Genomic DNA, 16,963 nt, shown 5'->3' on the forward strand with positions numbered 1-16,963 from the left:
TATGTAGCTCAGGTATCGAAGCTCGAAGCCGAGGAGTGCACCATGACGAAATCAGCTGCCCCGACACCCGCCATCACCCAGGCGATGATCGATGCCTATGACGAGTACACGCATCTGACACTCGACCGCCGCCGCTTCATGGAGCAACTGACCCGGCTTGCCGGATCAGGCGCGGCGGCTGCGGCGATCGCGCCGCTTCTGGCGGCGAATTCCGCCCAGGCGGCAATCGTTGCCGACAACGATCCGCGGGTGAAGGGTGAGGACATCAGCTATCCCGGCAGCAGCGGCGAGATGAAGGGCTATCTGGTCAAGCCGGCGGATCAGGCGGGCAAGCTCGGCACGGTCATCGTCGCGCATGAGAACAGGGGACTCAACCCGCATATCCGCGACGTGGCGCGACGCGTGGCGCTGGAAGGGTTCGTGGCGCTGGCGCCGGATTTTCTGTCGCCGCTCGGCGGCACTCCGGCCGATGAGGACAAGGCGCGCGACATGTTCACCAAGCTAGATTCGGCGCAGACCATTGCCGATGGTGTGGCGACCGTCGCTTTCCTCAAGAGCGACAAGGACGGCAACGGCAAGGTCGGTGCCGTCGGCTTCTGCTGGGGTGGCGGCACGGTCAACATGCTCGCCGTCAACGCACCAGATCTCAATGCCGCCGTCGCCTATTACGGCTTGCATCCGAACGCCGCCGATGTGTCGAAGATCAAGGCGGCCTTGCTGCTGCACTATGGCGGACTGGACGAGCGCATCAATGCCGGCATCGATGCCTTCAAGAAGGCGCTCGACGCCGCGCATGTCGAATACACGGTCTATGTCTATGAAGGCGCCAACCATGCCTTCAACAACGACACCTCGGCCGCCCGCTACGACAAGAAAGCGGCCGATCTCGCCTGGGGACGCACGATCGCCTTCCTGAAGGAGAAGCTGGCGTAGCTTTCAGCGAGCCGGTTTGTGGAAGGCGACGCCGGCGACCACCAGTGCAATGCCGAGGCAATCGGTGAGGCTTGGAATCTGGCGCAGTACGATGACGCCGATCAGCGTCGCGGTGACCGGCAGCAGCGACAGCATCAGCGCGAAGCTGGCGCGCGGCAGCCGCGACATGGCGAGTTGGTCGCAGATGTAGGGAATGACGGAGGAGCAGATGCCGACGCCGATGGCGGCGAGCAGCAGCGGCCGTGAGAAAAAGGCCGGCAGCGCATCTCTGAAGCCGATCGGCAGCACGATGATGAAAGCGATCGCCATGGCGGCGCCAAGACTGGCGATGCCGCCGCCCGCGCCTGAAGCTGCGATGCGGTGCCCGAGCACGATGTAGCCGACAAACAGAGTACCGTTGAGGAAGGCCCAGAACAGCCCAAGGGGATCACTCGACCATTTGACGTCGATGAGCAGCAAGGTGCCGGTGACGGCAACGGCAAGGGCGGCGAGATTGCGCGGGGTCCTAAGCCCGATCACCGCGACACCGATGGTGCCGACGAATTCGATCGCCGCAACCAGCGAGATCGGCAAGCGGTCGAGCGCCAGGTAGAACGAACAGTTCATCACCGCCAGGCAGGCGCCGAAGGCCAGCAACAGCAGCCGGCTCGAGCGATCGGCGCGGGCGAGCGTTCGCCATGGACGGGTCGATGGCGCGAAGATCAGCGCGGCGGTAGCGATGCGCAGCCAGGCCATGCCAAGCACGCCGACATGCGGGAAAAGCAGCACGGCAAATGCCGGCCCGAGATAATGGAAGACGGCGCTGACGCCGAACCAGACATGCGGCGGCAGTGCTGTCGCCAGGCTGCGGAAGGGAAGGCCGGCAACAGCGGGGTCTGCCGCAGGAGCTTGCGTCTGATCATCCATCGGATCAGTATCGCAGGCGATTTTGCCTGTTCATATGGGTGATGATTGGCCTTTCCGGCCGGTATCCTCACGGAAGCAAGGATCTTTCCATGAAACGCCTTCGGATTGAAAGCGCCGACCTCGATGCCGCGGATATGAAAATCCTGCGCTTGCTGGAAAAGGACGCGCGCATCAGCACGGCGGAGCTTGCGCGCTCGGTCGGCTTGTCGGCGCCGAGCGTGGCCGAGCGCATCAAGCGGTTGCAGGAGAGCGGGGTCATCGAGGCCTATTCGGTCAGGATCAATCCCGCGGCACTCGGCCTGCCGGTGTCGGCGTGGCTGCGCATCCGTCCGGTACCGGGACAACTGGCCGTCGTGGCCGAGATCATCCGCGATCTGCCTGAGATCGCGCAATGCGACCGGGTGACCGGCGAAGATTGTTTCATCGCGCTGGCGCATGTCGGCTCGGTGGCCGAACTTGAGCGTGTGATCGACTGCATCATCCCTTACGCGATGACCAATACGGCGATCATCCAGTCGTCGCCGGTGGTGGCGCGCTCACCACTGGCAGCGGTGAAGCGTACGGTTTGAGCGAGCAGGAACGTTTATGCGTGGCCGCGCTTCAGGCGGGCTCGCTTCAGGATGGTGCGCCAGCGGATCATGTCGAACGGGATCGGCTCGTTGTTGTTGGCAATATGGAAGATCTCGTTGTCGACATTCTTGAGCGAGCGCCAGAAATCATAGTCGGTGATGCGCGGATCGGCAGCCAGCTTGTCCACTTCGACCTTGATGTCGGTTTTCATGCACTTTCCTCGAACCGGCTTCGCCGCGCCGCCCGCATCGCAACCCAATGCGATCGTTTTCAACCGCTCCGCTGAGTCGTTCAACGGCTCAATTGGCTTGTTCCCGTTAAAACCTCGGTAAGGTTAACGCGGGCGCCGAGCGGCTTCAAGCGGACTTGCGGCGAATCCCGATTGAACGGCCGGCGCGCTCCGGCATCGGCAGTGCCGAATGGGCGGCGCGCATGGCTTCGACCTTGGCAAGCACATCGGCTGGGAAGGGTGCGACCTTCGGCCCCGACATGTCGACATGCAGGGACAGCGTCTCGGAGGTTGCGGCGAGCCAGCCGTCGACGTGGCGGATTTCCTGGTAGGCCCGCAGCCGCTTGTCGTCATGGTCGAGGAGTTGGAAGGAGACCGTGACCTTGTGCCCGAGATGCAGCTCCTGCACGTAGCAGACATGGACTTCGGCTGTGTAGATGGTGAGCCGCCGCTGACTCACGTAATCCAGCCCCATGCCTATCGCTTCGAAGGCTTTGTCCGAGCAGCGGTCGAACAGCACGTTGTAATAAGCCATGTTAAGATGGCCGTTGTAGTCGATCCAGTCCTTCTCGATGTCCATGGGTTTGGAGACGAAGGGGGCGGGGATGGGCATCGAAACTTCCTTGTTCTGGTGCTGGACAGAGCGTGGCCGGTGAGTGTCTTCATTCTGACGCAATTCCTCAGGGAAAGCGCTACGCGGTTTCCCGGGAAAACCGCTTCGCACTTTTCCTGGAATTGCTTTAGGCATCCATAGACGCATAACAAGCATGGGCGCTGGTCCATTCGCGGAGGAATTCATGGCTTTGAGCGACCTCAACCCGGTCGAACGCAACGAGGAAGGCATCGCTGCCGTGCTCGGCATCCTCAAGCAGCGGCTCGGCGAACGGTTCCAGACCGGCGAGGCCATCCGCTCGCAACACGCGCATACCACCACCTATATTCCGACGCAGGCGCCGGACGGCGTCGCTTTCCCGGAGACGACGGCCGAGGTGCAGGAGATCGTGCGCGCCTGCGCCGCGCACCGCGTGCCGGTGATCGCCTTCGGCGTCGGTTCATCGCTGGAGGGGCACACCAACGCACCGGGCGGCGGCATATCGGTCGACACCTCGCGCATGAACCGCATTCTCGCGGTCAATCCGCAGGATCTCGATTGCACGGTCGAGCCCGGCGTCACCCGCGAGGATCTGAACCGGCATCTGCGCGACACCGGCCTGTTCTTTCCGATCGACCCCGGTGCCAATGCCTCACTTGGCGGCATGGCGGCGACACGCGCATCCGGCACCAATGCTGTGCGCTATGGCACGATGCGCGAGAATGTGCTTTCGCTGACGGCCGTCATGGCCGACGGCGAGACGGTGACGACCGGCAAGCGCGCGAAAAAGAGCTCGGCCGGCTATGATTTGACGCGACTGCTGGTCGGCTCGGAAGGCACGCTCGGTATCATCACCTCGCTGACCTTGAAGCTGCAAGGCATCCCGCAAGCGATCTCCGGCGGCGTCTGTCCGTTTCCGAGCGTCGAGGCGGCCTGCAACGCGGTCATCGCGACGATCCAGATGGGCATCCCGGTGGCGCGGATCGAACTGGTCAATGCTTTGCAGATGCGGGCGATGAAGAACTATTCCAAGCTCGACTATCCCGAGAGCCCGTGCCTGTTCGTCGAGTTCCACGGCAGCGATGCCGGTGTGGCCGAACAAGCCGAGACTTTCGGCATGATCGCCGAAGAGAATGGCGGCGGGCCGTTCCTGTGGACCAGCGTCGCCGAGGAACGGACGAAACTGTGGAAGGCAAGGCACGACGCCTACTGGTCGTCGCTGACGCTGCGGCCGGGCGCCAAGGGCCTGTCGACCGATGTCTGCGTGCCGATTTCGCGCTTTGCCGAATGTGTCATGGAAACCGAAGCCGATATCGCCGAGATGGGCCTGATCGCGCCGATCGTCGGCCATGCCGGCGACGGTAATTTTCACGTGTTGGTGCTGATGGATGTTAACGATCCCAAGGAGATCGCGCAGTCGGAAAAATTCGTCGCGCGGCTCAACACGCGGGCGATCGCCATGGATGGCACCTGCACCGGCGAGCACGGCATCGGCCAAGGCAAGATCGGCTTCCTGCGCCATGAACTCGGCCACGGCGTCGACATCATGCGCACCATCAAGCAGGCTCTCGATCCGCAAAACATCATGAATCCGGGCAAGATATTGCCGGGGATAGACTGAAGGGGATCCGATCCAGCGACGAACCGAGTGATTGCCTACTTCTCCTGTGCGCCCTGAACAAGGGTTTGCAGCATAGGGCGGGTTGGCGCGAAGAAAGTCGTGCCGGTGTGCGGCGTGGAGAAATCAAGCAGCCGGTCGTAGGCGCCCGGCGGCTCACCGACATACATACGCTGCAGCATCTTCTCGGTCACCCAGAGATACCTGGAATAGCCGATAAAGTAGGTGCCGAACTCCTGCTGTCCCGGCCGGCCGAAGGGCATGTTGTCACGCAGGATGTCGTATTCGTTGCCGTCGGCATCTTCGATGGTGGCGAGCGACTTGTGCGACTTGCGCGGGGCGTCGTCATCGTCGATTTCGATGTTATCGATCTTGGTGCGGCCGATGATCTCTTCCTGGAGCGGTGTCGGGGTTCGCGCCCACGCCTGGAGATCGTGCAGGTATTTCTGAACGACGACATAGCTGCCTCCGGCGAAGTCAGCATCCTCATCGCCGACGAGCGCTGAGGCCGGCAGATCCAGCCCGGTCGGGTTGGCCGTGCCGTCGACGAAGCCGAGCAGGTCGCGCGCATCGAAATAGCGAAAGCCCGAGACTTCGTCGACGACGTTCACGCCGTCACCGAGATTGTCGAGCAGAATGCGCTCGAACTCGAAGCACATGTCGGGACGTTCGGAGCGGATGTGGAAAAGAAGGTCGCCGTCGGTCGAAGGGGCCGAATGAACAGCGCCCTTGATCGGCGCGAACGGTTTCAGTTCCAGCGGCCGCCGATCTGGAGAAAGACGATCCCAGAGATCGCGGCCGATGCCGGCAATGCACGAAAGCCGTCCCGAAAGGTCACGGAATCCGACATTCTTCACCAGATCATCAAGTTCTCCGAGCACGGAGGCGACCTTGGCGAGCGCGCTCCGCTCGTTGGCGACATTGACGACAAGAAAGACCGCCGAAAGCGACAGCGGAGCGTCGATACTTTGCGCATCGATCGGCACGCGATCCCAGTTCTTGCCCGACATCTAGATTCTCCACTTCGCCGGGATTTGTTTCAGATCACCGGACATCACGCAACACCGGATGAATTGCCTCTTTATCGACACGCGGATGCGGGTAGAGTGCGGCAGAATTTCAATCAACCTGTTCGGAGCTGATGCTCGCTCGCCTGTTCGTGACCTTCGGTGGCCTTTTTGTGCTGGTGCTCTGTGCGGCGCTGGTGGTGCCGTATTTTGTCGACTGGACTAGCTACCGCGCCGATTTCGAACGCGAGGCAAGCGCCATTCTCGGCCGCAAGGTGACCGTGCGGGGCGACGCCACGGCCAGGCTGTTGCCGTTCCCGTCGGTGACCTTCGCAAATGTCGCCGTCGCCGGCGGCCCCAACGGCCAGCCGGCCATGACCGTCGAGACGTTTTCGATGGATGCGGAACTCGCACCCTTCCTGCGCGGTGAAGTGCTGATCTTCGACATGCGGCTGGTGCGGCCGAAAGCGACCATCGATATCGCCAATGATGGCACGGTCGACTGGGCGATGCGGCCGTCCTCGCCGTTCGATCTCAACCAGATCTCGATCGAAAAGCTGACGGTGACGGAAGGCCAGGTCGAGCTGCGCCATGCGGCCGGCGGGCGCAGCCATCTCATGTCCGAGATCAACTCGACCATTTCGGCCAAGTCGCTGGCCGGCCCGTGGCGCATGGACGGCACGCTTCGGCTGGACGGATTGCGCACCGCGGTCGCGGCCTCCACCGGCAAGGCAGAAGGCACCGGACAGATGCGGCTTCGGCTGAAGGCCGATCCCGATGCCTATCCGCTGGTCATCGAGACCGACGGCAATGCCGGCATCGTCAATGGGGCGGCCGTCTATTCGGGCCAGTTCAAGATTTCAAATCAGGACAAGAATGGCGCCGACAAGAACAGCGCAGAGCTGCGTGGCACCGATGGCGAGACGGTGAAGGTCTCTGGCGGCAAGCCCGATCCGGGCTTTCGCCTGAACGGCAAGTTTTCGCTCGACCATCAGAAGTTGGGCGTCGACGAATTTCGCTTCGAGACCGGGCCGCTCGACAATCCCTACACCGCCGACGGCAAGGCCTCGGTCGATCTCGGGCTAAAGCCGAGCTTTGCCATCGAAGCCAGTGGCGCTCAGGTGCAGCTCGACGAGGCCGTGGGTGCGCAAGCTGGTGCCGGCCTGACATTGGATCAGCGCATTGCAGGGCTGGAGCAGGCTTTGCTCGATCTGCCGAAGCCGACCATTCCCGGTACCGTCGAGGTCAAGCTGCCAGCGGTGGTGGCCGGCGACACCACGGTGCGCGACGTTCATCTTTCCGCCGAGCCGGTCGATGGCGGCTGGTCGGTGAAATCGCTTGCAGCGACCTTGCCCGGTCGCACCAGGTTGGAAGCCGATGGCAAGGTCTTGCTCAATGTGGAGGGCCATTTCGGCTTCAACGGCTCGTTGCTGCTGGCCGTGGCTCAGCCTTCGGGTTTTGCAGCGTGGCTGTCGAAGGACGTCGACGAGGCGGTCCGCCGTTTGCCCGCCGCCGGCTTCAAAGCCAAGGTCGACCTCTCGGAAAAGCGGCAGGCCTTCAGTGACCTCGAACTGATCCTGGGCAAGGCGAAGTTTTCCGGCCGCATCGATGCTAGCCAACCTGACGATGCCAAGCCGTCGGTGCTGATGCGGCTCGAAGGCGGCGAGCTCGATGTCGACGGCCTGGCGGCCTTTGCCTCGATCTTCGTCAGCGACAAGGGCGCCAATCGATTTGCCGACCGCGACCTCGATTTCCAGATCAAGGCAGGGCCGGTCAGCGCCGGCGGGCTGACCGCCGACACGGTCGATACCGCGCTGAGGTTGCGCGACGGGCTGCTCGAAATCGACCGGCTGTCGGTGGGCGGGCTGGCCGGCGCCTCGATCAGCGCCACCGGCAGGATCAAGGATTTCCCGGCACGTCCGACCGGCAAGCTCGACGCCTCGGTGGTTGCCGTCGACCTTAAGCCACTGATCGACGTCGCCGCCCAGCATTATCCCGACAGCGCCGTGCTCAAGGGACTGGCAAGCCGTGCCGCCGCCTATCCCGAGCTGTTCCAGGATGCGCGCGTCGACCTGGTGGCGAGTGCCGCCGACAATGGCGATGGCACCTCGGGCCTGGCGGTGAGCGGGCAAGGGAAGGCCGGCGGGTCGGCTTTTTCCGCGTCGCTGTCGGGAAGGGGGGCGGGGGACAAGCTTCTCGAAGCGCCGGTGGCGTTGACCTTCAACGCCAAAAATCCTGACGCCACTGCGCTGCTGGCGCTCTACGGCCTGCCGGCGCTGCCGCTTGGCATGCTGGGCGAGGCAAGCACGGACATCCAAGCCAAGGGCACGCTTGGCGGCGGCCTGGCGACGAGTTTCAGCCTTGCCGGTGACGACTTCAAGGCCGGTTTCGAGGGGACGATCGCCGATACGCCGCAAGGCCTCGCCGCCAAGGGCAAGCTTAGCCTCGACGCCGCCGACATCGAACCATGGCTGATGACATCAGGCATCGGCCTGCCAGGCATGGGGGCTGGCATGTCGACGTCGCTCTCCGCGCAGGGTGATTATGGCAACGGGCTGCTGGTGCTGGACGAACTCAGCGGCGCCATCAACGAAGCGGCGGTGTCCGGCGACGTCAATGTCGACGTCAAGGACGGCGTGCCGCATCTGGCCGGAGCGCTGGTGCTCGACGAACTTGATCTCGATCCGATGGCGGTGGCGCTGTTTGGCGATTCCGCCTTTCTTGCCGACAAGGAAGGGGCCGATAAGGGTGGGCCGGGGCCGGCCACGCCGATCAGCCAGAAATCCAGCCTGCCGTTCACTGCCGACCTCGATCTGACGACGGCAGCCCTTGCCGCCGGTCGGTTCGCCACCGCGTATGATGCCGCCTTTTCGCTCAAGCTCGACCAGGAAGGTATTCGCGTTTCGGATCTCAAGGCGAAATTGCTGGGTGGCGCGCTGACCGGCCTGTTCGAGCTGAAGAACAACGATGGCACCGGACTTTTCACTGGGCAGATGAAACTGGCCGGCGCCGATCTGGCGACCATGCTGCCGGATGCCGGCATCAGGGGCAATGGTGATTTCTCGACGGCGCTGTCAAGCAGCGGCAAATCGGTCGAAGGGATGGTGGCCGCCTTGTCCGGCTCCGGTACGGCGGCGTTGAGGGGCTTGCAGGTCGCCGGCGTCAATCCCGATGCGTTCAGTGCATTCCTCGCCAAGGCGGATGCGATCGGGCGCGATATCGATGCGGCGAAGACCGCCGGCTTCGCGCCTGAAATCGCCGCCGACGGCAGTTTTGCCGCCAAGGACACCGATGTCGCCTTCACGGTTGCTGGCGGTATGCTCAGGGCGCCGCCGGTCAACCTCGAGAATCCGGCAGCGACCTTGTCCGCCGACATTGAGGCCGATCTCAATACCAGCAAGATTTCCGCCAAGGGGACGATCGCCTATCGGCCGGGCGATGAAGCCCTGGTCGGCTCCGAGCCGACGGTGAATTTCACCGCCGAGGGGCCCCTCGGCGCGGTGAAACGAGAGTTCGACAGCGAGCCGCTGGCGCAGTTCCTGACCCAGCGCGCGCTGGAAAGGGAGCAGCAGCGTGTCGAGGCGATGCAGGCCGAATTGCTCGAAAAGCAGCGGCTGCGGCGCGAGGTACGCTACTACGCGGCGCTGCAGGATGAGCGTGACAAGGCCGCCGAGGAATTGCGCAAGCAGGAGGAAGCAGCGCGGCTTAAGGCCGAGGCTGAGGCGAAGGCCGAAGCGGATGCGCAGGCGAAAGCCGAGGCCGACGCCAAGGCCCAGGCTGAAGCGGATGCGCAAGCGAAAGCCGAGGCCGACGCCAAGGCCCAGGCTGAAGCGGATGCGAAGGCGAAGGCGGATGCCGACGCGAAGGCCGCGGCCGAACAGCAGGCTGCCGACGAGGCCGCCAAGGCGCAGGCCGATCAGGAGCGGCAGAAGGCGGAAGAGGCGATGCGCATTGCCTCGCCGCAGGAGAAGGCAAGGCTCGAGGCTAAACGCAACGCCGCACAGGCTCCGAAGGTGGAGCGTGCGCCGCTGCCGGAGGCTCGCGACAACCCGCCGCCGGCCAAGCCGAAGTCCAATCCGTTCACCATCGACAATCTGCTGAAGTCGCTGCAGTAGGCAGCAGGAGGCTTTTCCCGTCCTGGGATAGTCTCAGAGAACGAGCAGTTCGGCGCAGTCGGTGACATAGCGGGCGTGGCGGAAATCTCGGACGGTCAAGAGTTTGCCGTCCTGCCAGGCCAGCAGGATGAAATAGGATGGCCGCGCCGCTGGATCATCGCTGTCGCGGACGAGGGCTGCCGGCCTGCCCTCGATAAAGCCCGCCACGAAACGCCAATCCTGCACCTGGGAATAGTTGTGGAAGTAGGTGCCGACCTCCTGGCGACCATTCAGCCGCGTCCTTGCCACCAGTTCCAGCCGCACCTCATCGGCCAGCATGTCGCGCACGGCGTCGAAATCGCGGGCGTTGAAGCGATCGATGTAAGCATCGAGCAGCAGACGCTCTGCGCCGCTCAATCTCGGAACAGGGCGGTCGTCCGGTTCGTCCGCAAGATGGCGCAGCCGATGACGACCACGATGCAGCGCCGCCTTTATGGCGGGGATGCTGGTGTCGAGCGTGGCGCTGATCTCCTGCAGTGAATAGCCCAGAACGTCCATCATGATGACGCTGCTTCGCTGCGTGACGGGAAGGCGCATGAAGGTATGAAGGCCGGCCGCCGCGGCCTGACGGGCGGCAGTGGGGTTTGCCGGATCGACGATCATGTCCGGGTCCTCATCGGAAAAAGACTTTTCACGGGCTCGCCGGCGCAGGAAGTCGAGCGCCGTATTGTGGGCGATGCGGAACAGCCAGCCCTCCGGATTGGCGATCGGGCCGGTATTCGGCAGCGCCTCGAATGCCTTGGCCAGGGTTTCCTGCAGCACGTCTTCACCGTCGATGACTGAGCCCGTCATGCGGGCGCAGTAGCGGTGCAGCTTTGGACGCAGTTCGCCGAACAGGCGGCTGAAGACTTCGCGTTGTTGGACGTCAATGGTGATGTTCATGCGTACCGTGTTCCACCTACTGGTCGAGCATACGGTAGCTGCCCACAACAGTCATTTCCTCGCTGTGTGGACGCTCGATGCAGCGATCCCTGATGCCAATCTGAAAGGCCTCGAATGCCGCCAGCCCGGTGATGATATCGGCATGGGCCTCGGTTTCCGTCTCGACCAGATGGACAAAGGTCCCGTCGTCGGAACGCCATGTCATGTAGCGAACGCCGTCCGGCGATTTTTCCCGCAGCTCATGGAATACGCCCTTGACCAGCCGTTCATTCTCGTCGGCCCGTTCCGGTTTCGTCTTGTAGCGTATCAGGAGGCGTTTCATCGCAGTTGTTCCTCTTCGTTGCCCCATGCTCATGTCCGAGACGTTGCGGCGAAGCCAAAGGATTCCGGGTGACGGGAAAATAGCTCTTTCCGTGCATCTGGGCTTCACGCCCGATCGAGCAGCCGCCTCAACATCGGTTCGATGCGCGACAGCTCGTCGAGATGTGCCGCCGATAGCTCGGCCAGACAATCGTCGGCGCGCTCGGTCAGCTGCAGCAGCACGCGGCGATGATCGTCCTTGTCCTGATTTCTAGCGACCAGCCCTGCCTCGCAAAGGCGGTTGACCAGCTCGACGGCGCTATGATGGCGAGTGCGCAAGCGTTCGGCCAGATCGCCAACCGTCACCGGCCCGCCGCCGGGGAAACCCTTGATTGCCAGCAGCGCCTGATGCTGGCGCGGAGTCAGGCCGGCGCCTTCCGCCTGGATTTGGCTGAATTCGAGAAAGCGGCGGATCAGGTATCGAAACTCGGAAAGCCGCTGGTAGTCGGCCTGGCTGATGGCGGGGCGTGGTTTTTGTGGCGGCGACATATTCAGACATGTGTTCGTTTTCCGACGAAAACTCAAACGGATTTCGGGCGAAACCGGCTTGAACAAATATATCGTGTTACGATACATAGCCACCGACAAACCCCGGCTGGCCTTTTCGACCGTGCCGCAACCACGTACGGCCCGCAGCCAGGAAGCAAAGCCCGCCATGAAGATCCACCACTCGAATCCGGAGCATCTGCGTGATTTCACGACTGATGCCAGGGTGCTGCTTGTTGCTGCCATTGCGGTGGTCGTGGCGACGGCCGGACTGGTTGCCGGTATCGCGCTTTTGAAGCTGATCCGGCTGGCCACTAACATCGCCTATTTCGGCCAGTTCACGCTCGCCGACCTGAAACTCGAAGACACGCCGCTGGGCTATGCCTCCATCATCGTCCCGGTGATCGGCGCGCTGATCATCGGCCTGATGGCGCGCTTCGGCAGCGAGAAAATCCGCGGTCACGGCATCCCCGAGGCCATTGAGGCGATCCTGCTCGGGCGCTCCAGGCTCGATGCCAAGGTGGCGATCCTGAAGCCATTGTCGTCGGCGATTTCGATCGGCTCCGGCGGGCCCTTTGGCGCCGAGGGCCCGATCATCATGACAGGCGGAGCGATCGGCTCGCTGATCGCGCAGATGCTGCCGGTCAGCGACAACGAACGCAAGACGCTGCTGGTTGCGGGTGCGGCGGCGGGAATGACCACGGTCTTCGGGACACCGATCGCCGCCATCATGCTGGCCGTCGAATTGCTGCTCTTCGAATGGACCCCGCGCAGCTTTATTCCGGTGGCGGTCGCGGCAATCATTGCCCAGGTCGAGCGCACCGTGCTGCATCTGCCCGGACCGATCTTTCCGTTTCAGGGCGGTATGGAGGTATCCTTTGTCGGCCTTGCCGGCTGGGTGGCGATCGGGGTCGCGGCAGGCCTGTTGTCGGGGCTGCTGACGCAGATGGTCTACGCCTGCGAGGACGGCTTCCAGAAGCTGCCTATCCACTGGATGTGGTGGCCGATGCTGGGTGGTCTGGTGGTCGGCATAGGCGGGCTGATCGAGCCGCACGCGCTCGGCGTCGGCTATGACAACATCACTGACATGCTGGACGGCCGCATGATCGCGACCGCGGCACTCCTCCTTCTGGTGGTGAAGGCCATCTTCTGGTCGGTTGCGCTTGGCTCGGGAACGTCGGGAGGCGTGCTGGCGCCGCTGCTGATCATGGGCGGGGCGATGGGGGCGGTGCTGGCCGGCATTCTGCCCGCGGCGGATCCGGGCTTCTGGGCACTGCTGGCGATGGCCGCCACCATGGGCGGCACGACGCGCGCGCCGCTGACGGCCACCTTCTTTGCCGTCGAACTGACCGGCAATACGCATATACTGGTGCCGCTGATCGCGGCTTGCGCCGCGGCGCACGCCGTCACCGTGCTTTTGATGAAGCGGTCGATCCTGACCGAGAAGATCGCCAGAAGGGGACACCATCTGGTTCGCGAATACCGCGTCGATCCCTTCGCCTTGACCAGGGTGCGCGAGGTGATGACGTCTGAGGTCGAAAGCGTGCCGGCGACGATGACGCTGCATGGCGCAGCAGCCTTCCTGACCGCGCCAGAAACACAGCATCCGAGTTTTCCGGTGGTCGATGAGAACGGCCATGTGCTGGGTCTCATCGATCCGCCGGCGATCTTGCGCTGGAGACGCGCCAGTAGGCACCGCACCACGACGCTTGGCGAGCTGCTGGCCGGTAGCAAGGTGACGCTGGCCTATCCGGACGAGTATCTTGAAGGCCTCTCCGACAAGCTGCTGATGGCCAATGTCTCCCACCTGCCCGTCGTTAGCCGTGAAGACCTGCGACTGGTCGGTTATGTCGGCTGGAAGGATCTGATGCGTGTGCGGTCGAGGAAGCAGGCCGAGGAGCGTGATCGCTCGACCTTGCTCGGATTCCGCACCAGGCGCGGGAAAAAGGAAGCGACGATCGAGGGCCTCTAGGAACTCGTTCCGCGTTTCACCCACTCGAGCACATAAAGCCTCAGCGCCGAGGACAGGTTGGTGTCGCGAGGCCGCGTCTCGTCGACTTCGGCGACAAGAGCCGCGAGCGTCAATTGCCGCGTGGCCGCGATCGCGACGAGGTCGTCATAGAAGGGTTTTTCGAGCGAATAGCTGGTGCGGTGGCCGCGAATGGTCACCGAGCGCTTTTCGACCGCGCTCACTGCGGAGCGCTCATTGCTCGCTTTCGCCGCCGGATGGCTCGCGGCGGTGACCAGCGACGAATTTCTCGGCCTGGTCGGCAACTAGGTGGTCGCGTTGCTTTTCACCTTTGGAGCGGCCGTATAGCACCCGGTTCTGTTCGGCGATCCGCACCTTTTCGTCCCGCGCCCTCTGCTTGCGGGCCTGGCGGAGATTGACGATGTCGGCCATGGCGTTAACTGCGGGCTTATTTCTTGCGGAAGGCGTCGAGCGAGACCACTTCGGCGCCCTTGGTGGCGGCGTCCGCCGCCGCGGGCTTCTTCTCCGCCTCGGCGGCAGCCTTCTTTTCGGCCTTGGGCTTTTTCTCGGAGACGATGGTCAGCGGCTCGGGTGTCGGTGTTGCCGGTTCTTCGTCGGGCTGAGCATCGGTCTTGACGTCGAATTCGAGCTCGAAATTGACCGAGGGATCGTAGAAGCCGCGCACGGCCGAGAACGGGATTTCAAGCTTCTCCGGCACGTCGGAGAAGGACAGGCCGACCTCGAAGCCGGTGTCGGTCACCTTCAGGTCCCAATATTGGAACTGGATGACGATGGTCATCTGCTCGGGATAGCGCTCGCGCAGACGCGATGACACGCGCACACCCGGTGCACCGGTCAGGAAGGTGATGAAGAAGTGGTGGTTGCCGGGGAGGCCGGTACGCGCGACTTCGGCCAGGACCTTGCGCATGACGCCGCGCAACGCCTCCTGGGCCAGAATGTCATAGCGAATGTGGTCGTCGGCCATGTGGTGGTCGGGTTCCGTTGAATCGTCCGCATAGCTGTAATCAAGCTTTAGGGCGGCGTAAACCTGATATAGACAGCCACCGAACCGATACGAGGACTATTGCCAACGATTTGATCGCTCAGGCGCCGGCAAGCGCGGTCTGCTTTTCAACCGATACCGCGGAACGGCGCTTGCCAAAGGCGCGCAAGAAGGTGCGAACGCCATTTGTCGCGGATTGCACCACTTCATCCTCGCGCGGCGAGCCGCCAAGCATGAAGGTCGTCTGCAGTTCGGCATTGACGAGGCCAAGGAACTGGCGTGCCGCCACGTCGGGGTCCTCGATCGCGAGGTAACCGCCATAGGCGAGGCGGGCAAAGCGGGCGGCGATCGCCGGCCATGTCCTGCCCGGTCCCTGTTCGCGCCACTCTGCAAACAGTTCGGGATAGCGCTCGCCTTCGGTCTGGATCAACTTGCGCAGGAACTTTCCGTCGCGGCTGCAGATGCAGTTCTGGTTCAAGCGAACGGCAAAGCCGATCAGATCCGCTTCGAGATCCTTGGGCTGATCTGGGAAGGTAGCGATGGTGGCGAAGATGCCGGCATTGCAGCGTTCGGTCAGATCACGAACCACCGCGACGAACAATTTCTCCTTGTCGCCATGATGATTGTAGATGGTCTGGCGCGAGACGCCGGCTTCGGCTGCGATCAGATCGATGTTGGCGCCTGCGAACCCTTCGCGGCAAAACACGGCAGCTGCAGAGTCGACGATCGACAGACGCTTGGCCTCATGGCCGCGTGGCGGGAAAGTGTCAGGAGAGACGTGCAGCTTCATAAAAATCTATATAGAGATGATTGACGAATTAGACAAGACTGTCTAAATTTGTGGACATACAATGAAGAGATTTCGCCCGCAGAGACGAACAAAATTCGCTCTTGAGGTGTCGGAATCTCATGGGGATGGAACGTCCTAGGTTAGACGTCGCCCGCGGCGGCAACCAGTCTTGAAAGAAGCCCTTATCATGAGTCCCAAATTCCTCCGCATTGCGGTCGTGCTCGGCCTGTTGTCCGCCATCGGCCCGTTCGCCATCGACATGTATCTGCCTGCGTTGCCGTCAATCGGCGCGGACCTGCACGCCAGCACCGCCGCCGTGCAGATGAGCCTGTTGATCTTCTTCCTGTCGATGGGCTTCGGCCAGATCGTCGTCGGGCCGATCTCGGACATGGTCGGCCGCAAGCTGCCGCTTTATGGCGGCCTTGCGCTGTTCATGGTTGGCGGCATCGGTTCGGCAATGGCGCCGACCATCGAATGGCTGATCGCTTTCCGCTTCCTGCAAGGGCTTGGCGCCAGCGCCGGCATGGCCGTTCCGCGCGCCATCGTGCGCGACCTGCACACCGGCAATGAGGCCGCCAAGCTGATGTCCTTGCTGATGCTGGTGTTTTCGGTATCGCCGATCCTGGCGCCGCTGACCGGCAGCCAGATCATCGAGAATTTCGGCTGGCGCGCCGTGTTCTGGACGGTGACGGGTGCGGCACTGCTGGCCACCATCCTTCTGGCAACCTCCCTCAAGGAGACGCGGCCGGCGGAAGAACGCGTCGGCTCCTCCTTCGGCACCGCGCTTGCCGGCTACCGCTTCCTGATGGGCGACCGCAACTTCCTTGGCCTTGTGGCGATCGCGGGCTTCGGCATTGCGAGCTTCTTCGTCTATCTGTCGAGTTCGTCCTTCATCCTGATCGACCATTACGGGCTGTCGCCTTCGGTCTACAGCGTGTTCTTCTCGATCAATGCGGTCGCCTTCATCGGCATGTCGCAGCTGACGGGATTGCTGGCCGAGCGGTTCGGGCTGCGGCGCGTGGTGCGCGTCGCGGTGACCGGCTACGCCACGACGATGGTGGTGCTGTTTGCGGTGATGGCGACCGGCATCGACCGGCTCGACGTGATGGCGGCACTGCTGTTCGTCGGCTACGGCTTCCTCGGTCTGGTCATCCCCACCACTTCGGTGCTTGCCATGGAAGAGCATGGTGAGATCGCCGGCACGGCTTCGGCGCTGATGGGCACGCTGCACTTCGCCATCGGCGCGCTCGCCATGGGCGTCGCCGGGGTGTTCTTCGACGGCACGCCGCTGCCGATGGTCGCCGGCATCACGCTCTGCGCGGTGATCTCGTTCACACTGGCCAAGGTCACGCTCGGCCGCTCGCGCGAGACGGTCGAGGCCCCGGCGGAATAGGCGAGCGCAAACGCATAAAAAAGGCCGGGTTCGTCCGGCCTTTTTTCATGCCCGCAGACCAGCTACGCCGA

Annotated in this window: 17 protein-coding genes; 6 read left to right on the forward strand and 11 right to left on the reverse strand. The window is 63.1% G+C overall.

The window, feature by feature from the left end:
- Window positions 1-42: 42 nt before the first annotated feature.
- Window positions 43-933, forward strand: a complete 891-nt coding sequence (locus tag NKJ01_RS10080) for a dienelactone hydrolase family protein (protein ID WP_352727643.1) — start codon at window positions 43-45, stop codon at window positions 931-933.
- A 3-nt stretch (window positions 934-936) separates the two neighbouring features.
- On the opposite strand, the gene NKJ01_RS10085 is transcribed toward NKJ01_RS10080, so the two are convergent.
- Window positions 937-1,839 carry an EamA family transporter gene (locus NKJ01_RS10085; RefSeq protein WP_352727644.1) on the reverse strand — a complete coding sequence of 301 codons (903 nt, stop codon included), beginning with the start codon at window positions 1,837-1,839 and terminating at the stop codon, window positions 937-939.
- Between the two features lie 89 nt (window positions 1,840-1,928).
- On the opposite strand from NKJ01_RS10085, the gene NKJ01_RS10090 reads away from it, so the two are divergent.
- Entirely contained in the window at window positions 1,929-2,408 is a 480-nt protein-coding gene (locus NKJ01_RS10090) for an Lrp/AsnC family transcriptional regulator (RefSeq protein ID WP_352727645.1), read from the forward strand.
- Window positions 2,409-2,422: 14 nt separating this feature from the next.
- Here NKJ01_RS10090 and NKJ01_RS10095 read toward each other — a convergent pair whose 3' ends face one another.
- Together NKJ01_RS10095 and NKJ01_RS10100 are read right to left on the reverse strand one after the other, a co-directional pair.
- Entirely contained in the window at window positions 2,423-2,620 is a 198-nt protein-coding gene (locus NKJ01_RS10095) for a hypothetical protein (RefSeq protein WP_023757051.1), read from the reverse strand.
- A 145-nt stretch (window positions 2,621-2,765) separates the two neighbouring features.
- Window positions 2,766-3,251, reverse strand: coding sequence for a thioesterase family protein (locus NKJ01_RS10100; protein ID WP_352727646.1), 486 nt, complete (start codon window positions 3,249-3,251; stop codon window positions 2,766-2,768).
- 184 nt (window positions 3,252-3,435) lie between these two features.
- Here NKJ01_RS10100 and NKJ01_RS10105 point away from each other — a divergent pair, with 184 nt between their 5' ends.
- Window positions 3,436-4,851, forward strand: a complete 1,416-nt coding sequence (locus NKJ01_RS10105; protein WP_352727647.1) for an FAD-binding oxidoreductase — start codon at window positions 3,436-3,438, stop codon at window positions 4,849-4,851.
- 35 nt (window positions 4,852-4,886) lie between these two features.
- Here NKJ01_RS10105 and NKJ01_RS10110 read toward each other — a convergent pair whose 3' ends face one another.
- Window positions 4,887-5,858, reverse strand: a complete 972-nt coding sequence (locus tag NKJ01_RS10110) for a Dyp-type peroxidase (RefSeq protein WP_352727648.1) — start codon at window positions 5,856-5,858, stop codon at window positions 4,887-4,889.
- 131 nt (window positions 5,859-5,989) lie between these two features.
- Here NKJ01_RS10110 and NKJ01_RS10115 point away from each other — a divergent pair, with 131 nt between their 5' ends.
- Window positions 5,990-9,970 carry an AsmA family protein gene (locus NKJ01_RS10115; protein WP_352727649.1) on the forward strand — a complete coding sequence of 1,327 codons (3,981 nt, stop codon included), beginning with the start codon at window positions 5,990-5,992 and terminating at the stop codon, window positions 9,968-9,970.
- 33 nt (window positions 9,971-10,003) lie between these two features.
- On the opposite strand, the gene NKJ01_RS10120 is transcribed toward NKJ01_RS10115, so the two are convergent.
- From NKJ01_RS10120 to NKJ01_RS10130, 3 genes are all read right to left on the reverse strand, one after another.
- Window positions 10,004-10,891: a sigma-70 family RNA polymerase sigma factor gene (locus NKJ01_RS10120; protein WP_352727650.1), complete on the reverse strand. Its 888-nt coding sequence runs from the start codon at window positions 10,889-10,891 to the stop codon at window positions 10,004-10,006.
- A gap of 16 nt (window positions 10,892-10,907) precedes the next feature.
- Complete coding sequence (locus tag NKJ01_RS10125) at window positions 10,908-11,213, reverse strand: hypothetical protein (RefSeq protein WP_352603047.1); 306 nt, start codon at window positions 11,211-11,213, stop codon at window positions 10,908-10,910.
- A gap of 104 nt (window positions 11,214-11,317) precedes the next feature.
- Complete coding sequence (locus tag NKJ01_RS10130) at window positions 11,318-11,740, reverse strand: MarR family winged helix-turn-helix transcriptional regulator (protein WP_352727651.1); 423 nt, start codon at window positions 11,738-11,740, stop codon at window positions 11,318-11,320.
- A 166-nt stretch (window positions 11,741-11,906) separates the two neighbouring features.
- Between NKJ01_RS10130 and NKJ01_RS10135 the strand changes: the two genes are divergently transcribed.
- Window positions 11,907-13,709 (forward strand): chloride channel protein, encoded by a 1,803-nt coding sequence (locus NKJ01_RS10135; protein ID WP_352727768.1) that lies wholly within the window; start codon window positions 11,907-11,909, stop codon window positions 13,707-13,709.
- On the opposite strand, the gene NKJ01_RS10140 is transcribed toward NKJ01_RS10135, so the two are convergent.
- The 4 genes from NKJ01_RS10140 to NKJ01_RS10155 all read right to left on the reverse strand — a co-directional run bounded on the left by NKJ01_RS10140 (window position 13,706) and on the right by NKJ01_RS10155 (window position 15,499).
- On the reverse strand, window positions 13,706-13,930 hold the full coding sequence (locus NKJ01_RS10140; protein ID WP_023757060.1) for a ribbon-helix-helix domain-containing protein: 225 nt from the start codon (window positions 13,928-13,930) through the stop codon (window positions 13,706-13,708). The genes NKJ01_RS10135 and NKJ01_RS10140 overlap by 4 nt on opposite strands.
- Before the next feature lie 10 nt (window positions 13,931-13,940).
- Entirely contained in the window at window positions 13,941-14,138 is a 198-nt protein-coding gene (locus NKJ01_RS10145) for a DUF4169 family protein (protein WP_023757061.1), read from the reverse strand.
- A gap of 16 nt (window positions 14,139-14,154) precedes the next feature.
- On the reverse strand, window positions 14,155-14,691 hold the full coding sequence (locus NKJ01_RS10150) for an SspB family protein (protein ID WP_023757062.1): 537 nt from the start codon (window positions 14,689-14,691) through the stop codon (window positions 14,155-14,157).
- 118 nt (window positions 14,692-14,809) lie between these two features.
- Window positions 14,810-15,499: a TetR/AcrR family transcriptional regulator gene (locus NKJ01_RS10155; RefSeq protein ID WP_352727652.1), complete on the reverse strand. Its 690-nt coding sequence runs from the start codon at window positions 15,497-15,499 to the stop codon at window positions 14,810-14,812.
- A gap of 187 nt (window positions 15,500-15,686) precedes the next feature.
- On the opposite strand from NKJ01_RS10155, the gene NKJ01_RS10160 reads away from it, so the two are divergent.
- Window positions 15,687-16,892: a multidrug effflux MFS transporter gene (locus NKJ01_RS10160; RefSeq protein WP_352727653.1), complete on the forward strand. Its 1,206-nt coding sequence runs from the start codon at window positions 15,687-15,689 to the stop codon at window positions 16,890-16,892.
- The last annotated feature ends 71 nt before the right edge of the window (window positions 16,893-16,963 follow it).

The sequence above is a fragment of the Mesorhizobium sp. M0276 genome (genome assembly GCF_040321755.1).
Taxonomy (GTDB): domain Bacteria; phylum Pseudomonadota; class Alphaproteobacteria; order Rhizobiales; family Rhizobiaceae; genus Mesorhizobium.

Bases quoted from the DNA above. Each gene is read 5' to 3' on its own strand.
- NKJ01_RS10160 (WP_352727653.1), top strand. From the start codon at position 15,687: ATGAGTCCCAAATTCCTCCGCATTGCGGTCGTGCTCGGCCTGTTGTCC.
- NKJ01_RS10145 (WP_023757061.1), bottom strand. From the start codon at position 14,138: ATGGCCGACATCGTCAATCTCCGCCAGGCCCGCAAGCAGAGGGCGCGG.
- NKJ01_RS10135 (WP_352727768.1), top strand. From the start codon at position 11,907: ATGAAGATCCACCACTCGAATCCGGAGCATCTGCGTGATTTCACGACT.
- NKJ01_RS10150 (WP_023757062.1), bottom strand. From the start codon at position 14,691: ATGGCCGACGACCACATTCGCTATGACATTCTGGCCCAGGAGGCGTTG.
- NKJ01_RS10120 (WP_352727650.1), bottom strand. From the start codon at position 10,891: ATGAACATCACCATTGACGTCCAACAACGCGAAGTCTTCAGCCGCCTG.
- NKJ01_RS10100 (WP_352727646.1), bottom strand. From the start codon at position 3,251: ATGCCCATCCCCGCCCCCTTCGTCTCCAAACCCATGGACATCGAGAAG.
- NKJ01_RS10155 (WP_352727652.1), bottom strand. From the start codon at position 15,499: ATGAAGCTGCACGTCTCTCCTGACACTTTCCCGCCACGCGGCCATGAG.
- NKJ01_RS10090 (WP_352727645.1), top strand. From the start codon at position 1,929: ATGAAACGCCTTCGGATTGAAAGCGCCGACCTCGATGCCGCGGATATG.
- NKJ01_RS10105 (WP_352727647.1), top strand. From the start codon at position 3,436: ATGGCTTTGAGCGACCTCAACCCGGTCGAACGCAACGAGGAAGGCATC.
- NKJ01_RS10080 (WP_352727643.1), top strand. From the start codon at position 43: ATGACGAAATCAGCTGCCCCGACACCCGCCATCACCCAGGCGATGATC.
- NKJ01_RS10125 (WP_352603047.1), bottom strand. From the start codon at position 11,213: ATGAAACGCCTCCTGATACGCTACAAGACGAAACCGGAACGGGCCGAC.
- NKJ01_RS10115 (WP_352727649.1), top strand. From the start codon at position 5,990: ATGCTCGCTCGCCTGTTCGTGACCTTCGGTGGCCTTTTTGTGCTGGTG.
- NKJ01_RS10085 (WP_352727644.1), bottom strand. From the start codon at position 1,839: ATGGATGATCAGACGCAAGCTCCTGCGGCAGACCCCGCTGTTGCCGGC.
- NKJ01_RS10130 (WP_352727651.1), bottom strand. From the start codon at position 11,740: ATGTCGCCGCCACAAAAACCACGCCCCGCCATCAGCCAGGCCGACTAC.
- NKJ01_RS10110 (WP_352727648.1), bottom strand. From the start codon at position 5,858: ATGTCGGGCAAGAACTGGGATCGCGTGCCGATCGATGCGCAAAGTATC.
- NKJ01_RS10095 (WP_023757051.1), bottom strand. From the start codon at position 2,620: ATGAAAACCGACATCAAGGTCGAAGTGGACAAGCTGGCTGCCGATCCG.